This window comes from Intestinimonas butyriciproducens (assembly GCF_016901775.1).
Classification (GTDB): Bacteria; Bacillota; Clostridia; order Oscillospirales; family Butyricicoccaceae; genus Pseudobutyricicoccus.
In genome coordinates this window covers 1-16,863 of the sequence record NZ_JACJKW010000030.1, presented here as the reverse complement: position 1 = coordinate 16,863, position 16,863 = coordinate 1, and the positions used below count along the sequence as shown (strand labels likewise).

Genomic DNA, 16,863 nt, shown 5'->3' with positions numbered 1-16,863 from the left:
CAGTAATGCATTCAGTCGACTGATACTAATAGGCCGAGGGCTTGACCTAAAATATTGGGCAACCTCGTTTCCATGTTTCCTTCCTTGTTCAGTTTTCATTGTGCTTTTGAAAGCACAATCTGAAATGCACCTTTAGCTCAGTTGGTAGAGCAACTGACTCTTAATCAGTGGGTCCCGGGTTCGAGTCCCTGAAGGTGCACCAGCATGAATGTCCGCTCGCTCTGCGAGCGAGCGGACATTCATATAAATGCAGCATGTGGCCCGTTGGTCAAGCGGTTAAGACGGCGGCCTCTCACGCCGCAAACAGGAGTTCGATTCTCCTACGGGTCACCAAGTTTATTATCCCTTTTGGGTTAATAATATAATTGAATAGTAAGTGCCAATGACCGTGAGGGTCCACCTGTTCCCATTTCGAACACAGAAGTTAAGCTCACGAGTGCCGAAAATACTTGGCTGGCGACGGCCTGGGAAAATAGGTCGGTGCTTACACAAAAAACAAGACAGGATTTCCTGTCTTGTTTTTTGCATTGGCTATGGCAAAAAATAGAAATATTGATTTCGAGAAAAAGAGATAAAAGTTTTCCTCTTAAAAGTGTAAAAAAACCTGGAAAACCAATGAAAACAGCGGATTGTTACCCTTTCGTAATTGCTATTACAGGGGGAGAAGCATATAATGGGAAACAGGAAGCCGTCTTTCAGACGGATTTTATGAAGTGGAGGGTGCAGAATGGCCCAAATGATCCAGGAAGAAAAAGTGAATCAGGAACAGGGCAAAACCCTATCGGGGAAGTATATGGATACAAAGCGTCCCTTTTATCGTAAGCCCTTGGGAGTGGCCGCTATTGCAGCAGGAGTGCTTTTGGTGTTGGCTGGCGGTGTTTTGGCCGGGATCCTGTTTCTGTATCAGGGAATCTATCCCGGTGTACAAGTGGGAGAGCTGTCTGTGGGAAAAATGGATCGACAGGAAGCTCAGACCGCCTTGGAGCAGGAATATGCCAAGAAACAGGATCTTTTGCAGAATGTGACCATGGTGGTCAACGGCACGGAACATCAACTGGATGTCAGTCAGATGAATGCCGTTTATGATCTGGAACAAACCGCGAAAAACGCCTGGAATTATGGCAGAGAAGGCAATGTTTTTCATCGAATCGGCCAGATCGCTCAGGCGGCCTTTGATGGGACTCAGATAGATACTGTGGTGGATGTGGATCATGACCAGGTTCTGGCCCAGATGGATCCCATTGTGCAGCAGGTCAGTCAACAGGTAATCGAGCCCACCTATGCCCTGGAAGGGGAAATGCTGATAGTGGATAAGGGGCAGGCCGGCTATCAGGTGGACAAAGAAGAACTGTCTCAGCTTTTGCTGAAGCACCTTCGGGAGGGATCGGAGGGCAAAGTGGAGTACACCGCGGAAGTGGTGGAACCTGCGCCGGTGAGTATGGAAGACATCCACACCCAGCTGGCTGTGGAAGCCCATAGTGCTTATCTGGATTTGACCAATGATCCTTCGGGAAATACCATCGTTCCCTCTCAGTCCGGAGCGGAATTTGATGCAGCCCAGGCACAGAAAATGGTGGATGAATCGGAAGAGCGGATGGTGCAGATTCCTGTGCAGCTCATCGAGCCGGAAGTGACCACAGAAGAGCTGCAGAGTGTGCTGTTCCGGGATACTCTGGGCAGCAGCACCACCAAATTCAATGCCAGCCTGACAGGGCGTACCACCAATGTGAAGCTGGCGGCCCAGAAGATCAACGGAACGATCCTCAACCCTGGAGATGTGTTTTCCTATAATGACACAGTGGGGCCCCGTACATATGCGGCAGGCTTTAAGGATGCCACTGTCTTTGCCAATGGCGGCGCGGAGGACGGCGTGGGCGGCGGCATCTGTCAGGTGTCCTCTACCTTGTATGTGGCAACCCTTCGGGCCGATCTGGAGATTGTGGAACGGAAAAATCATAGTTTGTATGTAAGTTATGTTCCGCTGGGCCAGGACGCTACGGTGGCTTACGGAGCGATAGACTACCGTTTTAAAAACAACACAAACTATCCCATCAAAGTGGTAGCGTACACCCAGGGATCCTCTCTTACGGTTTCTTTGCTGGGAACACAAACACAGAACAAAAAGGTGGAAATTGTCACCCAGACCTTATCCTATGATCCGTTCCAGGTGATCTATCAGGAAGATTCTTCCTTGGCGCCGGGCACAACACGGGTCAAAAATGGGGGGTATCCTGGGTATAAGACGGTGTCTTATCGAGTGGTGTATATCGATGGCAAGGAAGTCAGCCGGACACTGGAAAACAACAGCACTTATAAGCGTGTGGATAAGGTGATCTTGCAGGGGCCGGCCCCTGCTCCGGCTCCAGAACCTACGCCGGAACCCACGCCAGAACCTACACCGGAACCGGCTCCCGAGCCAACGCCGGAGCCTACCACGCCCACAGAACCAACACAGACTCCCAGTGAAACCACTCCCACACCCTGAGTCCCATAAGGGATGCCGGATGGAGAGATATCCCAGGAGGAAATGGAATGAAACTCAGTGTTTTTTATATCCGCAGCATGGCTCGCGGGCTGATGCGTCAAAATTACGGCACCTGTATGGCCAGTATGGGCATTTTGTTGGCAATCACCCTTGCCTTCAGTGTGCTGCAGCAGGCTTTCGTCTTCAGCGATACCCAAGGCTTGCGGGCCTTGGTGGTGGGGCTGCTGCTGAGCTTGCTGTCATTGGCCATCCTGTCTCCCGCCAATGTGGGGAGCAAAGAGGTGCTGTGTGATGTGGCTTCCAGCCGGGAAACCAGGGCGGGAAAGGTGCTGGCCTGGTATGGAGATGCCCGGAAGATCCGTCAGTCCATTTTGTTGCAGCTGATGCAGTGGGTGATCTTTCTTTGCATCGGAGCGGTGTTCAGTCTGCTGATCTTTGGGGGAGCCCATCTGGCGGGAATGGACTATGTGGCCAATCTGCAAAGCGCCTCATTGGAAAAACAATGGACAGGAATGATGCAGGTATATCAGCTATTGTTTTTCACGCTGATCCCCACTTATCTGGCCGCAGTTCCCTTTTTGCTGGCGCCCTATCTGCTGGCCCAGCAGCCGGAGAAAAGTCCCTGGAGCTGTATCCGGGAGAGCTGCCGGTTGATCCGCGGCCATTACTGGAAGTATGTAGGAATGCAGGCATTGTCCATGCTTCAGTTTTTAGGCTATGCCATTTTGATTTCGGTGGTATGCACCATTTTTTCCGGCGGCAATCTGAATACGGCCACCACCAGCGCCACTTTGCTGGCCCAGTTGGTGCTCTATTTCAGCATTCTGCCCCATCTGGATATCAGCACAGCGTTGTTTCTCAACGATGTGCGGGTGCGCAATCAGGTGGGAAACGAAGAAATGGATGGAGAAATCCGGTAAAAGCAAAAGATGAAATGATGGATGTATGGTCCCCTGTCATGGCTTGTAAAAAGCAGCCAAGGCAGGGGATTTTTTGTGCTCCATTGTGGCCTTGAAGGGAAATGGTTTGATTTTTGCCGGGAAAATCCCACGGCCTTTGCTTTACGCCAAGGGAAAGTTGTGATATGCTAATGTTTAGTGAATAAACCGCAAACCGGCGTGTTGGTGCAGTGTTGGCCGCATCGATCTCAAGCGCCGGAACAAATCGGCAGAAGAAAGGTGGAGAGGGCAGAAATGTTTGATCTTTTGATCAAAAATGGTACGGTGATCGATGGTACAGGTGAGACTCGGTTTACAGCCGATGTGGCCATCACAGGGGAGAAAATTGCAGCGATTGAACCCCATATTCCGGTAGAGGAGGCCCGACAGGTGATCGATGCCCAGGGCTTGGTGGTGGCCCCAGGGTTTATCGACATTCATTCCCACTCAGATACCTATTTTCTCCGGGATGACCGGGGAGAATCCCGGATCTATCAGGGCGTGACCACCGAGCTGGCGGGCCAGTGTGGTTCCACCATCTATCCCTGCCCGCCGGAGCATATGGAGCGCATACAGGGCTTTGCTGATGCAGCAGTGCGGGACTATGCTTCGGCCTCCTTTGGTGAGTTTTTGGAAAAGGTACAGCGGGACGGCAAAAAGATGGGCACCAATCTAGTGCCGCTCATCGGCCACGGCGCTTTGCGCTGCGGCGTGATGGGGTATGAGGACCGGCCGGCCACAAAGGAAGAGCTGGAGGAGATGAAGCGGCTGCTGGATGAGGATATGGCCCATGGAGTCTGGGGCCTGTCCCTGGGGCTGGGGTATACCCCTGGTGTGTCCTCTGACCAGGAGGAGCTGTGCGCTTTGGGAGAAGTGGTGGCCCGCTATCAGGGCATTATTACCTCCCATATGCGGGATCAGGGCCTGGGTACGCCCCGCTCCCTGGAGGAGATGTACGAGATCAACCGGCGCACCGGGGCCCATGTGCATATCGCCCATTTCAAAGCCAGCGGCCGGGCGGCCTGGGGCAAAGCGCCGGAGTTTGTGGACAATGTGCGGAGAGCCCAGAAGGACGGAATTCATGTGACGGTGGATCTGTATCCCTATCTGGCCGCCTCTTCCGGCATCACCAATTCCTTCCCCAAGTGGACCATCCAGGGAGGCAAGGAAAAGGCTGTGGCCATTTTGCAGGACCCGGAAAAGCGGGGAGAGATCATCCGCCAGCTGGAAGAGCGTTTTTCCACAAAGGAAGATGGGGAAGCGCTTTATGTGGTCACCACCGAGGGACGGTATCCCCCGGCGGACGGCAAGAACATCTGGCAGCTCAGCCAGGAGCTGGGGTTGTCCATGGCCGAAACCATCGCCCGGGTGACAGTGGAGACCCGTGCCCAGGCTACCTGCATTTCCTTTGCCATGTGCCAGGAAGATGTGGATTATATGCTGTCCCAAAAGGATTTTGCCATCGGCTCCGATGGCGTGTCCCTGCCCCTGGCGCCGGAAGAAAACGAAGGCAAGCCCCATCCCCGGAATTTCGGCACCTTCCCTTGCTTTTTGCGTCTGGCCCGGGAGAAGGGATTCTGCACTCTGGAGGAAGCGGTACACCGGATCACCGGCCTTTCGGCCCGGATCATCGGCCTGAAAGACAGGGGTGTTCTCAGGCCGGGAATGCAGGCCGATATCACGGTGTTTGACGGGGAGAAAGTGACCGACAAAGCCACCTATGAAAACCCCTTCCAGAAGCCCGAAGGGATTCATCATGTGTTCATGGCCGGTCAGGCCGCCTTGCTCCATGGAGAGCAGACCGATGCCCGTTTGGGCCGTTTCCTTTTAAAAAAGCAGGGGTTTTCGGGGGAATATTCAATAAGCCTTGACAAAAAATGATTTTAAATTTATAATTTCAGTGTTATCGTTGCGTATAGCAAGAACGACTTGGACCGATTTCCTGATCTTGGGAAATGCAAGGCCATACGGACAGCCCGGTCAACTGCCGATTGTGGGGTTTCCCACATCTATTGATTGCGTCTTTGGCGCAGCTTTTATAAGTTGGCAACTTAATTGCCAGTTGGTTACTTTATAACCAAGTGTACTAGGGGTACACGCTTGTGAAATGGTCAATAAGAGTAGTAAAAGTAGTTCTTACTGTACAGACTCTAAAAATCAAAAGGGCGGCCCAGGGACTTTCCCCCAAGGCGCTTGCCTGCTGGCCGATTTGACAAGATGTACCGCAGTACGCTGTGGTACATCTTTTTTTTCGGAGGTGCGTCATGGGCGGAAAAATGAAACTGTATGGGTTCAACAACCTGACCAAGTCCCTGAGCTTTAATATCTACGACATCTGTTATGCCAAAACAGCCCGGGAGCAGCAGGATTATATCAAGTATATCAACGAACAATATAACTCTGACCGTCTCACCGAGATCCTGACCCGTCTCACCGAGATGATCGGCGCCACGGTGCTCAACATCTCCAAGCAGGATTATGAGCCCCAGGGGGCCAGCGTCACCTTCCTCATCGCCGAGGAGAGCATGGTGAAAAACCGCAGCGGCGAGACGGTGGTGGCCCATCTGGACAAAAGCCATGTGACGGTGCACACCTATCCGGAATATCATCCGGAAACCTCCATCGCCACCTTCCGGGTGGATATCGATGTGGCCACCTGCGGCCAGATCACCCCGCTGTCCACACTGGATTTCCTCATCGGCAGCTTTGATTCCGATATCATCACCATTGATTACAGAGTTCGGGGCTTTACCCGGAATATGGAAGGGGAAAAGATCTTCATCGATCATTCCATCACTTCCATTCAGGATTATATCAGCCAGGACATTTTGCAGAAATACGACGCCGTGGACATCAATGTGTACCAGGCCAATATGTTCCACAGCAAGCTGCTGATCAAGGACATCGTGCTGCAAAATTACCTCTTCAATTCCGATGTGTATGAGATCCCGCCCAAGGTGCGGCTGGATATCACCAATGCCCTGCGCCGGGAAATGATTGAGATCTTCAGCGGCGCCAATGTGTTTCAGGAGGTGAAAGGTTGATGGATCAGGACCGCGCTCCTTTGCAGGAAGCCCTGGAGCGGATGCGCCGGGACCGGCTGGTGCCCTTTGATGTGCCCGGCCACAAGCGGGGCCGGGGCAACCCGGAACTGACCCGTTTTCTGGGAGAACAGTGCCTTTCGGTGGATGTGAACTCCATGAAGCCCCTGGACAACCTGTGCCATCCCACCAGCGTGATCAGGGAGGCCGAAGAGCTGGCCGCCGACGCTTTTGGAGCAGCCCATGCCTTCTTTATGGTAGGGGGCACCACCTCTTCGGTGCAGGCCATGGTGCTGTCCAATGTGAAAAAAGGGGACGAGATCATCCTGCCCCGGAATGTGCACCAAAGTGTGATCAATGCCCTGGTGCTCTGCGGCGCCACGCCGGTGTATATCAATCCCCAAAGCGATAAAAGCCTGGGCATTGCCCTGGGAATGTCCCTCAGCGATGTGCGCGCCACCATGGAGAGTCATCCGGATGCCAAGGCCATTTTAATCAACAATCCCACCTATTACGGCATTTGTTCCGATCTCAAATCCATCACCGAAGCGGCCCACCAGAAGGGAATGCGGGTGCTGGTGGACGAAGCCCACGGGACCCATTTCTATTTCGGACGGAATATGCCCATCTCCGCCATGGCCGCCGGAGCCGATATGGCAGCGGTGAGCATGCATAAATCCGGCGGTTCCCTGACCCAAAGCTCGGTGCTGCTGTGCGGCAAGAATGTAAATCCTCACTATGTGCGTCAGATCATCAACCTGACCCAGACCACCAGCGGTTCTTATCTGCTGCTGTCCAGCCTGGATATTTCCCGGCGGAACCTGGCCACCCGGGGGCAGGAGATCTTCGACAAGGTAGAGCGCTTTGCCAGCTATGCCCGGGAGGAGATCGGGAAAATGGGGGATTATTTCGTCTATTCCAAGGACCTGGTCAACGGGGACAGCATCTTTGATTTTGACACCACCAAGCTGTCGGTAAACACCCTGGGGCTGGGTCTGGCCGGTATCGAGGTCTATGATATCCTGCGGGATGAATACGATATCCAGATCGAGTTCGGGGATCTGGGAAATATTCTGGCCTATATCTCTGTGGGAGACAAGACCAAGAATGTGGAGCGGCTGATCAGTGCCCTCAGTGAAATCCGCCGTCTTTATAAAAAAGAGCGGAAGGGGATGCTGGAGGACGAGTATATCACCCCGGAAGTGATCCGCACCCCTCAGGAGGCCTTTTATGCCGATAAGATCAGCCTGCCCCTCCAGGAGTGCGAGGGCAAGGTGTGCGCCGAGTTTGTCATGTGCTATCCCCCTGGCATCCCGGTGCTGGCCCCCGGCGAGAAGATTACCCGGGCCATCATCGATTATATCCAATATGCCAAGAGCAAGGGCTGCGTGCTCACCGGGCCGGAAAGCATGGATGTGACCCGGCTCAATGTGCTGAAAGGAGAATGAGATGGACGATCTTTGGTACAGCGAATATCATACGCCAAATGTGCGTTTTTCCATCAAGGTGACCAGCCAGCTGCACTTTGAAAAAAGCGATTATCAAACCATCGGGGTGTTTGACTCCCCGGAATTCGGCCGTTTTCTCACTCTGGACGGCATTATGATGCTGACAGAAAAGGACGAGTTCATCTATCACGAAATGATTACCCATCCTGCCTTTGCCGTTTGCCCGGGGATCTCCCGGGTGCTGGTCATCGGGGCCGGTGATGGGGGTGTGGCCCGGGAACTGGCCAAATACCCTCAGATCCGCCAGATCGACATTGTGGAGATCGATGAGCGGGTGGTGGAGGTCAGCCGCAAGTTTTTGCCCCAGACCGCCTGTGGGTTTTCCGACAGCCGGGTAAACCTGTTTTTTGAGGACGGCCTGAAATTCATCCGCCGGAAGGAAAACGAATACGATCTGATCATCGTGGATTCCACCGATCCCTTCGGCCCGGGAGAAGTGCTCTTCACCCGGGAGTTTTACGGCAACTGCTATCGGGCTCTTACCGACAATGGCATTCTGATCAACCAGCATGAAAGCCCCTTCTATGATGGGGATGCTCAGGAAATGCACCAGGCCCACAAACGGCTCAGCCGGGTTTTCCCCGTCAGCCGGGTGTACCAGGCCCATATTCCCACCTATCCTTCGGGCCATTGGCTCTTTGGCTTTGCCAGCAAGGGTCTGGACCCTCTGGAGGACCAGCGGGAGAGCCAGTGGGAGCTTCTGCGTATTCCCACCCGCTACTATAATTCCCAGCTGCATAAGGGAGCTTTTTATCTTCCCAATTATGTAAAGGAGCTTTTGGCCGATGAATAAAAACATCCAGACCTTCCTGGCCTGTGACGCCGATTACGATCAGGCCGATCTGGTGCTCTTCGGGGCGCCCTTTGACGGCACTACCTCTTTCCGGCCGGGAACCCGGTTCGGCCCCGCGGCCATCCGGAATGAGAGCTTTGGCATCGAGACCTATTCCCCCTATTGCGATAGGGATCTCACCGATTGCAGTATTTGCGACGGAGGGGATCTGGAGCTGCCCTTCGGCAACACCCCCCGGGTGCTGGAGATGATCCGCAGCCAGACTGAGGAGATTTTGAAAGACGGGAAAAAGTTTCTCATGCTGGGGGGCGAGCATCTGGTGACCCTGGGTGCTTTGGAAGCGGTGGCAGACAAGCACCCCGATCTGCATGTGATTCACTTTGATGCCCACACCGACCTGCGCACCGAGTATCTGGGAGAGGAACTGTCCCATTCCACCGTGCTGTATCATGCCTGGAAGCTGCTGGGGGATGGACGCATCCACCAGTTCGGCATCCGCAGCGGCGAAAAATACGAATTTGAATTTGCCAAAGAGCACACCCATCTGCACAAATTTGATCTGAAGGGTTTTGCAGAGACGGTACAGCGTCTCCAGGGCAAACCGGTGTATTTCACGCTGGATCTGGATGTGCTGGACCCCTCCATTTTCTGCGGCACCGGTACGCCGGAAGCGGGGGGCGTCACCTTCAAAGAGCTGATGGAAGCTATTTTGCTTCTGCATAAATTGGACATTGTAGGCTGCGATATCAACGAGCTTTCCCCTCACTATGACCACAGCGGCACATCCACCGCCGTGGCCTGCAAGGTGACACGGGAGATCCTGTTGCAGCTTCTGCACAACCATTAACACTGGAGGAAAAGGAGAAAATACCATGGGAAAATGCATGATCATCGGCTGCGGCGGCGTGGCCAGCGTAGCCATTCATAAGTGCTGCCAGAACAGCGAGGTTTTTGATGAAATCATCATCGCCAGCCGCACCAAGAGCAAGTGCGACGAGCTGAAGGAAAAGCTGGAGGGCACCACCAAGACCAAGATCTACACCGAGCAGGTGGATGCCGACAAGGTGGACGAGCTGATCGCCCTCATTGAAAAATACAAGCCCGATGTGGTGCTCAACCTGGCTCTGCCCTATCAGGATCTGACCATCATGGATGCTTGCCTGGCTACAAAGACCCATTATGTGGACACCGCCAACTACGAGCCCCTGGACACCGCCAAGTTCGAGTACAAGTGGCAGTGGGCCTATCGGGAGAAGTTCAAGGAAGCGGGCATCTGCGCCCTGCTGGGCAGCGGCTTTGATCCGGGTGTCACCAGCGTCTTTTCTGCCTATGCGCTGAAGCATCATTTTGACGAGATCCATTATATCGATATTCTGGACTGCAACGGCGGCGACCACGGCTATCCCTTTGCCACAAACTTCAACCCCGAGATCAACATCCGGGAAGTGTCCGCCAAGGGCAGCTACTGGGAGAACGGCCACTGGGTGGAGACCGAGCCCATGGAGATCAAGAGGGAGTATGACTTTGACCAGGTGGGCCGCAAGGATATGTACCTGCTGCACCACGAAGAGCTGGAGAGCCTGGGGCTGAACATCCCCGGCATCAAGCGCATCCGGTTCTTTATGACCTTCGGCCAGAGCTATCTCACCCACCTGAAGTGCCTGGAGAATGTGGGCATGACCTCCATCGAGCCGGTGGAATACGAAGGCCACAAGATCGTGCCTCTCCAGTTCCTCAAGGCGCTGCTGCCCGATCCCGCCAGCCTGGGTCCCCGCACTGTGGGCAAGACCAACATCGGCTGTATCTTCCAGGGTGTGAAGGACGGCAAGGAAAAGACCTATTATCTCTACAATGTGTGCGATCATCAGGAGTGCTATAAGGAAGTGGGCAGCCAGGCGGTGTCCTACACCACCGGTGTGCCGGCCATGATCGGCGCCATGCTGGTGATGAACGGCACCTGGAACAAGCCGGGCGTATGGAACATGGAAGAGTTCGATCCCGATCCCTTCATGGATGCTCTGAACAAATGGGGCCTGCCCTGGACCGAGAACTTTAACCCGGTGCTGGTGGACTGATGGACAAGGACCTTATGGGGGTACAGACCCCCTGTTATGTGGTGGATGAAAAGCGCCTGCGGGAGAATCTGACCATTCTCCGGCAGGTGGCTCAGGAGGCCGGCTGCAAGATCCTGCTGGCCCAGAAAGCCTTTTCCATGTTTGCAGTTTATCCCCTGATCGGGGAGTATCTGGCGGGCACCACCGCCAGCGGCCTGTTTGAGGCCAAGCTGGGCAAAGAAGAGATGGGCGGGGAGACCCACATCTTTTCGGCTGCCTATGTGGAAGAAGAGTTTGAGGAGATTTTGCAGGTGTGCGACCATATCTCCTTCAATTCCTTTGCTCAGTGGAAAAAATACCGGGAACGGGCGCTGAAAGCAGGAAAAAGCTGCTCCATCCGCATCAATCCGGAACACTCCACCCAGGAGCATGGCATCTATGACCCCTGCGCTGCGGGCTCCCGCCTGGGCGTCACCCGGCAGAACTTTGAGCCGGAAGAGCTGGAGGGCATCGAAGGGCTCCATTTTCACACCCTGTGTGAGCAAAACAGCGATGCGCTGGTGGAGACGGTGCAGGCGGTGGAAGAGAAATTCGGCCCCTTCCTCCATCAGATGAAATGGGTGAATTTCGGCGGCGGCCACCATATCACCCGGCCGGATTATGACCGGAAAGCCCTGATCGACTGCATCCGGGCCTTCCGGGAAAAATACGATGTACAGGTCTATCTGGAGCCGGGAGAAGCCATTGCTTATTATGCAGGCTTCCTGGTGACAAAGGTGCTGGATGTGGTGGAAAACGGCATCCGGATCGCCTTGCTGGATGCGTCGGCGGCCTGCCACATGCCCGATGTGATCGAAATGCCCTACCGTCCGCCGCTGATGGACAGCGGGGAGGCGGGAGAAAAGGCCTATACTTACCGGCTGGCAGGCAGCACCTGCCTGGCCGGGGATGTGATCGGCGATTATTCCTTCGACCACCCTCTGAAAGAAGGGGACAAGCTGGTGTTTGAGGATATGGCCATCTATTCCATGGTGAAAAACAATACCTTTAACGGCATCTGCCTGCCCTCCATCGCTCTGCGGAAGGAGGACGGCAGCATCCAGGTGATCCGCCGGTTCGGATACCAGGATTTCAAAGGCCGTCTGTCTTAACAAAACAAAAATCCCCGGCGGCCAAACCGGTGCCGCCCATGAGGTGAAGCAGATGATCGTGGCAAAATTCGGCGGCAGTTCTTTGGCAGATGCCGCCCAGTTCCGCCGGGTGCGGGACATCGTTCTGGCGGACAGCCGCCGTCAGGTGGTGGTACCTTCGGCCCCGGGCAAACGCTTTCCCCAGGACGAAAAAGTCACCGATCTGTTTTACCAGTGCCACAAGGCCCGGCAGAAGGGGGAGCCCTTCCAGCCGGTGCTGGAGGTCATCCGGGGCCGCTATGGGGAGATTGCCGGAAATCTGGGGCTTACACTGGATCTGGACGGCATTTTTCAGCAGATCTGGGAACAGATCGCCCGGGGAGCCGGCCCGGATTACTGTGCCAGCCGGGGAGAGTTTGTCAATGGCCAGCTGCTGGCGGAATATCTGGGCTTTTCTTTCCTGGATGCGGCTCAGGCCATCGTTTTTGATGAAAACGGCAAGCTGGACGAAGAGGAGACCAACTCCCTTTTGCAACAGGCGCTGCTGGAAAAAGTGCCGGTGGTGCTGCCCGGGTTCTACGGCAGAGGTCCCCAGGGACAGATCAAGGTTTTTTCCCGGGGCGGCAGCGATGTCACCGGAGCCCTGGCAGCCCGGGCCGTAGGGGCGGAGGTCTATGAAAACTGGACCGATGTGTCCGGCTTCCTCATGGCCGATCCCCGGATCGTACAGGATCCTCAGCCCATCCGCCATCTGACCTATCACGAGATGTATGCCCTCAGCTGCGCCGGGGCCACGGTGCTTCACGAGGACAGTGTAGGCCCGGTGAGCCGGGCGGGAATCGCCACCAATATCCGCAACACCAACCGTCCGGATCATCCCGGTACCATGATCACCAGCACAGCGGTGAAGCGGGAGAACTTCTCCATTTTTGCCGGTATTGCTGGCCGGAAGGGATATAGCCTGGTGCTGTTGGAAGGGGAGGACCCCCAGCAGGGAGCCTTTGCCCAGAAGATCCTCCGGGCCGCCCGGGCGTACGGCATGGATCCCCAGGCCCCGGCCGTGAGCGGCGCACATATCAGCTTTTTGGTGGATAGTGGGGAATATGAACACGAGGAAGAGGAATTTGCCGCCAGAGCGGCCGTTCTGGGCGCTGTTCAGCCCCCGGAGGTGCATACCGGTTTTGCCTGTATTGTGCTGGTGGGCTATGGCGTGCCTCATAACCATCGGACCCTCAGCCGGATTTTCCAGACCCTGCAGAGCCGGAACATTCCCGTGGCCATGATCCACCAGGGCATCAGCGAGATCAGCACCTGGGTGGGTGTGGGCGAAGAACATATGGAAGAAGCCATCCGGGCACTTTATCTGGAGTTTTCCAAAGGAAAATAAAAAAGCATTCAGTCCTGCCGCCAAAGCGGCAGGACTTTTTCTTTGTTGACATACCTTGCAGCTCTAAGTATAATAAAAGCATAGAATCTCTAGGTATAGGAGGTGGGAATATGACGGTGGACAAGGGATATCTGGCGGGCAGCGCTTCTCTTCTGGTGCTTTCGCTTTTGGAGAAGGAAGATCAGTACGGCTATCAGATCATCCGGCGGTTGGAGGAGCGGAGCCGGAAGGTGTTTTCTCTTCAGGAGGGGACGCTCTATCCGGTGCTGCACAAACTGGAGAACAAGGGGTATATCACATCCTATGAGCAGCAGGCCCCCACCGGGCGAATGCGGAAATATTACCGGATTACCCCGGAAGGACTTCAGCAGCTGGTGGAGGAAAAGAAACGGTTCGAGGAATTTGCCGGAGCGGTGCGCCAGGTGATGGGAGGTGGCTTGTGTGAAACAGGAGCCTTTTGAAAAGTGGCTGGAAAGAGTGCTGCACAAGGTCCATTACCGGCCCGACCGGCCGGCCATCGCCCGTGAGCTGCAAGGCCACTTTGAGGATGGTGTGGAGTTTTACCGGGAAGAGGGTCTGGAAGAAGAACAGTGCCGGGAAAAGGCATTGCTGGACCTGGGGGAGCCGGAAGGGATCGGGAAGCTGCTCAACCGGGAGCACAGTCCGGTGCTGGGGTATGGTCTTATGGCAGTCAATCTTCTGGCGGCTCTGCTGCTCATTCCCGCTCTGCTGGCATTGGGCAGCGCTTGTTATGAAGGCATTTCCCAATACCAACGATGGATGCCCCAGTATAAGCTGGAGGGTGTGCCCCTGGCCTGGGAGCAGGAGCTGGGGGAAGGGGTTTGGGTGGACAGCACCTATCTCCGTTATACCAAGGCCCTTTGCACCGAGGAGGGGGAGCTGTATGTGTTTTACATGAAATGCACCCTTCCCGGTTTCATTGAGCAGGCGCCGGTGGCCCAGGTGGCCGATGCGGAGGGAGAAGTCTATCCCATGCAGCGGGCCAGCGGCCAGAATAGTCCGGTGGCCTTCGGCTATATCCAGGTGCCGGAATATCCCACAGATGAGGAAAGTTTTCAGCTTCTCTATGTTCGCAGCCACCGCTCCTATCGTCTGGAGGTGGGAGCATGAACCGTCTCAGAAGAAAAAAGATTTTGCGGCGCTTGGTATTTCTGCTGTTGTTTGTGGTGCTGTGCCGCAGCTTCTGGCCTTTGTATCTTACCTCCTGGGGAGCGCAAAGGGCTTTTCAGCGGCAGTATCACTGGGGGCCGGGACAGGTGCTTTGCCAGGAAAAAAGCCAGCGGGAATACCGGCTGCTGGCGTGGGAAGGGGATACCGCTTTGGTAGTGCTGCAGCGCTGGGGGCCCTTCTGGATGGCCGAGGGCAATGTGCCGGCCCTTTTGATGGGGGAAAATGGTCTTTTATACAGCTGGCGCAGCTGGGGCGGAGAAGAATATGAGCTTGTGGTCTATGGCAGGGCTCAGGACAGCCGGATCCGCCAGGTGGAAGTGGAATTTCTCACCGGTGAAACAAGAAGGCAGGAAGTGACCAAAGACGGGGCTTTCCTGCTTGTGGAGAGCAGGGGAACTTCCGATGATTTCTATGTAAAGGCCATCCGGGGACTGGATCAAGGGGGCAATATCCTGGCAGAAGATGTGATCATCAAACGATAGCGCACAAAAAAAGGACGGCATACGCCGTCCTTTTTTGCTGTTCAGTTTTAGGCCTGAGCGGCTTTCCGGTCGGCCCGGAGCAGATCCACAAAGAGGATGCCCAGAGGGATGAGGGTGAAGAGCAGGGCCCGGCCCAAAAACAGCCGGCACAGCACGGTGGCAATGACGCCGCCCAGAATGAAAAGCACCAGCATGCTCAAATGACACAGAAGACGCCCTACATGATCCCAGTTGCGATGGCGCACAGCCTTGGCGAAAAAGATGCCCATCTGACGCACATGGTTGGTGCAGAAGGTGGTGGCCATGGGGATGCCCTGGGTTTTGCGGAAGGTATTGTATTGCATGGAGCAGATAAAATTGATCACCACCTGGGTGATGGCAAAGGGAGCGGTTTCGGGAAGCAGACCCAGAAAAACGACGGCGATCATCTCAAGAAAAATCAGAAGGGTATCCCAACGCATCCAGCCCACCCGTTCCATGGTGGAGGAAGCGGCTTCCGACAAAGCAGCTCCCAGGAAATAGGCACTCATGGGAATGAGAAAATAAAGGGCATGCCCCCACTGAGCCCGGCCCAGAGCCATGGCAAAGAGAACAAAATTGGCGGTCTGAGCGTTGCAGAACACGCCGCCTCGGATGGAATAAGTAAAGGCACCGAAAAAACCGCCTACCATCATCAGAATAGCAAAGACCCAAAAACGCTGGGCTTCCACGGGGGCAGAACCCGATTCATACAGCTTGATTTTTTTCACATGGGATCATCCTTTGTTTCAGGGGAAAGGGATCAGGCCTTGCCCAGATAGGTTTTCATTTCCGCAGTAGGGGGGATCTTCCCCTTTTTCAGCATACGGGCCATCCGGCCGGCCATGCCGCTTTGGGAGCCATCGCTGGTGGCACCGTCCCGCAGGGCCAGCAGGCACATCTCCGCCGCACCCTGGAAGTCACCTCGTTTTTCCAGCACCATAGCAAGACGCTTGTAACCTTCTCCGTGGGTGAAGATCCAATCTCCCTTTTCCAACTGAGGCAGGATTTCCCGACGCAGGGAGATGGCCTGGTTGCACAGAATCAGAAATTCATCGGCAGACGGGCCTTCAAAAATGCCGCTGTTGCGTAAGGCATTGTAGGCTTTGGGGATCTGGGTGACCAGGAGGGAATAGCGGGAGCGCTGTTCCATGATTTCTTCCCCATAGGGAGTTTGTTGGTTGAGGGCTGCAAAGGGGTCAGGCGCAGTTTTTTCCGGGGACTCTGCTGTGGTTTCCAAGGGAACAGGAGATGGGGAAGCAGGCTGCATAGCTTCTTTTTCCTCCCCGGGCTCCGTCAGAGGGGCCTGGGGAGATGCGTCAGGTTCCTCCGGTCCGGTGAACATTTTTTTGATGGAATGCAAAAAGCTCATGTTGATTGTCGATCCTCTCCAAAATAAGAAAAATAGCTGTTTTCTCCGTTTCAAAACGAGGGCGTTTCAGAACCAGAGTGATTATACCGTAGCCGCAAGCCCAGGCAGGCTTGCACGCCGCCAATGGGGCGTAAAATCGGCTTTGCCGATTTTGGCTATGGTGTAACATCAACGGCAGTCGTTTTGTGAACAAAACGACTGAATACACAGTATTCTGCCGCACATGTGCGGCAACTGTTGATATTATACCATGGAGCAAAGCCACATGGTATATTGGCCATGTTTTCGGTTGTCCCGGAAGTGGGACGAGAAAACGGCCGCAAAAATCCGGTATAATAACCGCTTTGCGGTTATTATACCATGACGCCAATGCGGCATGGTATATTGGCCATGTTTTCGGTTGTCCCGGAAGCGGGACGAGAAAACGGCCGCAAAAATCCGGTATAATAACCGCTTTGCGGTTA

Annotated in this window: 16 protein-coding genes, 2 tRNA genes and 1 rRNA gene; 16 read left to right on the top strand and 3 right to left on the bottom strand. The window is 54.8% G+C overall.

Going from position 1 to position 16,863, the window contains the following annotated elements; all coding sequences use genetic code 11:
* Nucleotides 1–126: 126 nt before the first annotated feature.
* From H6A25_RS11955 to H6A25_RS11880, 16 genes are all read left to right on the top strand, one after another.
* Nucleotides 127–202: transfer RNA gene (locus H6A25_RS11955), tRNA-Lys, on the top strand.
* Nucleotides 203–258: 56 nt separating this feature from the next.
* A tRNA-Glu gene (locus H6A25_RS11950) sits at nt 259–333 on the top strand.
* A gap of 39 nt (nt 334–372) precedes the next feature.
* Nucleotides 373–489: ribosomal RNA gene (gene rrf, locus H6A25_RS11945) — 5S ribosomal RNA — on the top strand.
* Nucleotides 490–727: 238 nt separating this feature from the next.
* Entirely contained in the window at nt 728–2,485 is a 1,758-nt protein-coding gene (locus tag H6A25_RS11940) for a VanW family protein (protein WP_204752349.1), read from the top strand.
* 47 nt (nt 2,486–2,532) lie between these two features.
* The gene (locus tag H6A25_RS11935; RefSeq protein WP_204752348.1) at nt 2,533–3,405 is read left to right on the top strand and encodes a DUF975 family protein; all 873 of its coding nucleotides are present in this window, start codon (nt 2,533–2,535) and stop codon (nt 3,403–3,405) included.
* Between the two features lie 273 nt (nt 3,406–3,678).
* Entirely contained in the window at nt 3,679–5,304 is a 1,626-nt protein-coding gene (locus H6A25_RS11930) for an N-acyl-D-amino-acid deacylase family protein (RefSeq protein ID WP_204752347.1), read from the top strand.
* Nucleotides 5,305–5,687: 383 nt separating this feature from the next.
* Nucleotides 5,688–6,467: an adenosylmethionine decarboxylase gene (gene speD, locus H6A25_RS11925; RefSeq protein WP_118428480.1), complete on the top strand. Its 780-nt coding sequence runs from the start codon at nt 5,688–5,690 to the stop codon at nt 6,465–6,467.
* A complete protein-coding gene (locus H6A25_RS11920) occupies nt 6,467–7,912 on the top strand; it encodes an aminotransferase class I/II-fold pyridoxal phosphate-dependent enzyme (protein WP_204752346.1) in 1,446 nt (481 codons plus the stop codon). Before speD ends, H6A25_RS11920 begins: the two co-directional genes overlap by 1 nt.
* A 1-nt stretch (nt 7,913) precedes the next feature.
* Nucleotides 7,914–8,765, top strand: coding sequence for a polyamine aminopropyltransferase (speE, locus tag H6A25_RS11915; protein ID WP_204752345.1), 852 nt, complete (start codon nt 7,914–7,916; stop codon nt 8,763–8,765).
* Nucleotides 8,758–9,612: an agmatinase gene (speB, locus tag H6A25_RS11910; RefSeq protein WP_204752344.1), complete on the top strand. Its 855-nt coding sequence runs from the start codon at nt 8,758–8,760 to the stop codon at nt 9,610–9,612. The genes speE and speB overlap by 8 nt, the downstream gene beginning before the upstream one ends.
* A gap of 25 nt (nt 9,613–9,637) precedes the next feature.
* Nucleotides 9,638–10,840: a saccharopine dehydrogenase family protein gene (locus H6A25_RS11905; protein WP_118428484.1), complete on the top strand. Its 1,203-nt coding sequence runs from the start codon at nt 9,638–9,640 to the stop codon at nt 10,838–10,840.
* Complete coding sequence (nspC, locus tag H6A25_RS11900; RefSeq protein ID WP_204752343.1) at nt 10,840–11,970, top strand: carboxynorspermidine decarboxylase; 1,131 nt, start codon at nt 10,840–10,842, stop codon at nt 11,968–11,970. Before H6A25_RS11905 ends, nspC begins: the two co-directional genes overlap by 1 nt.
* 52 nt (nt 11,971–12,022) lie before the next feature.
* Complete coding sequence (locus H6A25_RS11895; protein ID WP_204752342.1) at nt 12,023–13,336, top strand: aspartate kinase; 1,314 nt, start codon at nt 12,023–12,025, stop codon at nt 13,334–13,336.
* A 110-nt stretch (nt 13,337–13,446) separates the two neighbouring features.
* Nucleotides 13,447–13,797 carry a PadR family transcriptional regulator gene (locus H6A25_RS11890; RefSeq protein WP_204752341.1) on the top strand — a complete coding sequence of 117 codons (351 nt, stop codon included), beginning with the start codon at nt 13,447–13,449 and terminating at the stop codon, nt 13,795–13,797.
* The gene (locus H6A25_RS11885; RefSeq protein ID WP_204752340.1) at nt 13,778–14,467 is read left to right on the top strand and encodes a permease prefix domain 1-containing protein; all 690 of its coding nucleotides are present in this window, start codon (nt 13,778–13,780) and stop codon (nt 14,465–14,467) included. The genes H6A25_RS11890 and H6A25_RS11885 overlap by 20 nt, the downstream gene beginning before the upstream one ends.
* Entirely contained in the window at nt 14,464–15,009 is a 546-nt protein-coding gene (locus H6A25_RS11880) for a hypothetical protein (protein ID WP_204752339.1), read from the top strand. Before H6A25_RS11885 ends, H6A25_RS11880 begins: the two co-directional genes overlap by 4 nt.
* Nucleotides 15,010–15,056: 47 nt before the next feature.
* On the opposite strand, the gene H6A25_RS11875 is transcribed toward H6A25_RS11880, so the two are convergent.
* The 3 genes from H6A25_RS11875 to H6A25_RS11865 all read right to left on the bottom strand — a co-directional run.
* A complete protein-coding gene (locus H6A25_RS11875; protein ID WP_345941611.1) occupies nt 15,057–15,758 on the bottom strand; it encodes a YoaK family protein in 702 nt (233 codons plus the stop codon).
* A gap of 32 nt (nt 15,759–15,790) precedes the next feature.
* Complete coding sequence (locus H6A25_RS11870) at nt 15,791–16,399, bottom strand: hypothetical protein (RefSeq protein ID WP_204752338.1); 609 nt, start codon at nt 16,397–16,399, stop codon at nt 15,791–15,793.
* The coding region (locus tag H6A25_RS11865) for a hypothetical protein (protein ID WP_204752337.1) at nt 16,347–16,863 on the bottom strand (517 nt) is incomplete at its 5' end. The genes H6A25_RS11865 and H6A25_RS11870, both read right to left, overlap by 53 nt.

Bases quoted from the DNA above. Each gene is read 5' to 3' on its own strand.
- speB (WP_204752344.1), top strand. From the start codon at position 8,758: ATGAATAAAAACATCCAGACCTTCCTGGCCTGTGACGCCGATTACGAT.
- H6A25_RS11895 (WP_204752342.1), top strand. From the start codon at position 12,023: ATGATCGTGGCAAAATTCGGCGGCAGTTCTTTGGCAGATGCCGCCCAG.
- H6A25_RS11905 (WP_118428484.1), top strand. From the start codon at position 9,638: ATGGGAAAATGCATGATCATCGGCTGCGGCGGCGTGGCCAGCGTAGCC.
- speD (WP_118428480.1), top strand. From the start codon at position 5,688: ATGGGCGGAAAAATGAAACTGTATGGGTTCAACAACCTGACCAAGTCC.
- H6A25_RS11940 (WP_204752349.1), top strand. From the start codon at position 728: ATGGCCCAAATGATCCAGGAAGAAAAAGTGAATCAGGAACAGGGCAAA.
- H6A25_RS11890 (WP_204752341.1), top strand. From the start codon at position 13,447: ATGACGGTGGACAAGGGATATCTGGCGGGCAGCGCTTCTCTTCTGGTG.
- H6A25_RS11935 (WP_204752348.1), top strand. From the start codon at position 2,533: ATGAAACTCAGTGTTTTTTATATCCGCAGCATGGCTCGCGGGCTGATG.
- nspC (WP_204752343.1), top strand. From the start codon at position 10,840: ATGGACAAGGACCTTATGGGGGTACAGACCCCCTGTTATGTGGTGGAT.
- speE (WP_204752345.1), top strand. From the start codon at position 7,914: ATGGACGATCTTTGGTACAGCGAATATCATACGCCAAATGTGCGTTTT.
- H6A25_RS11930 (WP_204752347.1), top strand. From the start codon at position 3,679: ATGTTTGATCTTTTGATCAAAAATGGTACGGTGATCGATGGTACAGGT.
- H6A25_RS11920 (WP_204752346.1), top strand. From the start codon at position 6,467: ATGGATCAGGACCGCGCTCCTTTGCAGGAAGCCCTGGAGCGGATGCGC.
- H6A25_RS11880 (WP_204752339.1), top strand. From the start codon at position 14,464: ATGAACCGTCTCAGAAGAAAAAAGATTTTGCGGCGCTTGGTATTTCTG.
- H6A25_RS11870 (WP_204752338.1), bottom strand. From the start codon at position 16,399: ATGAGCTTTTTGCATTCCATCAAAAAAATGTTCACCGGACCGGAGGAA.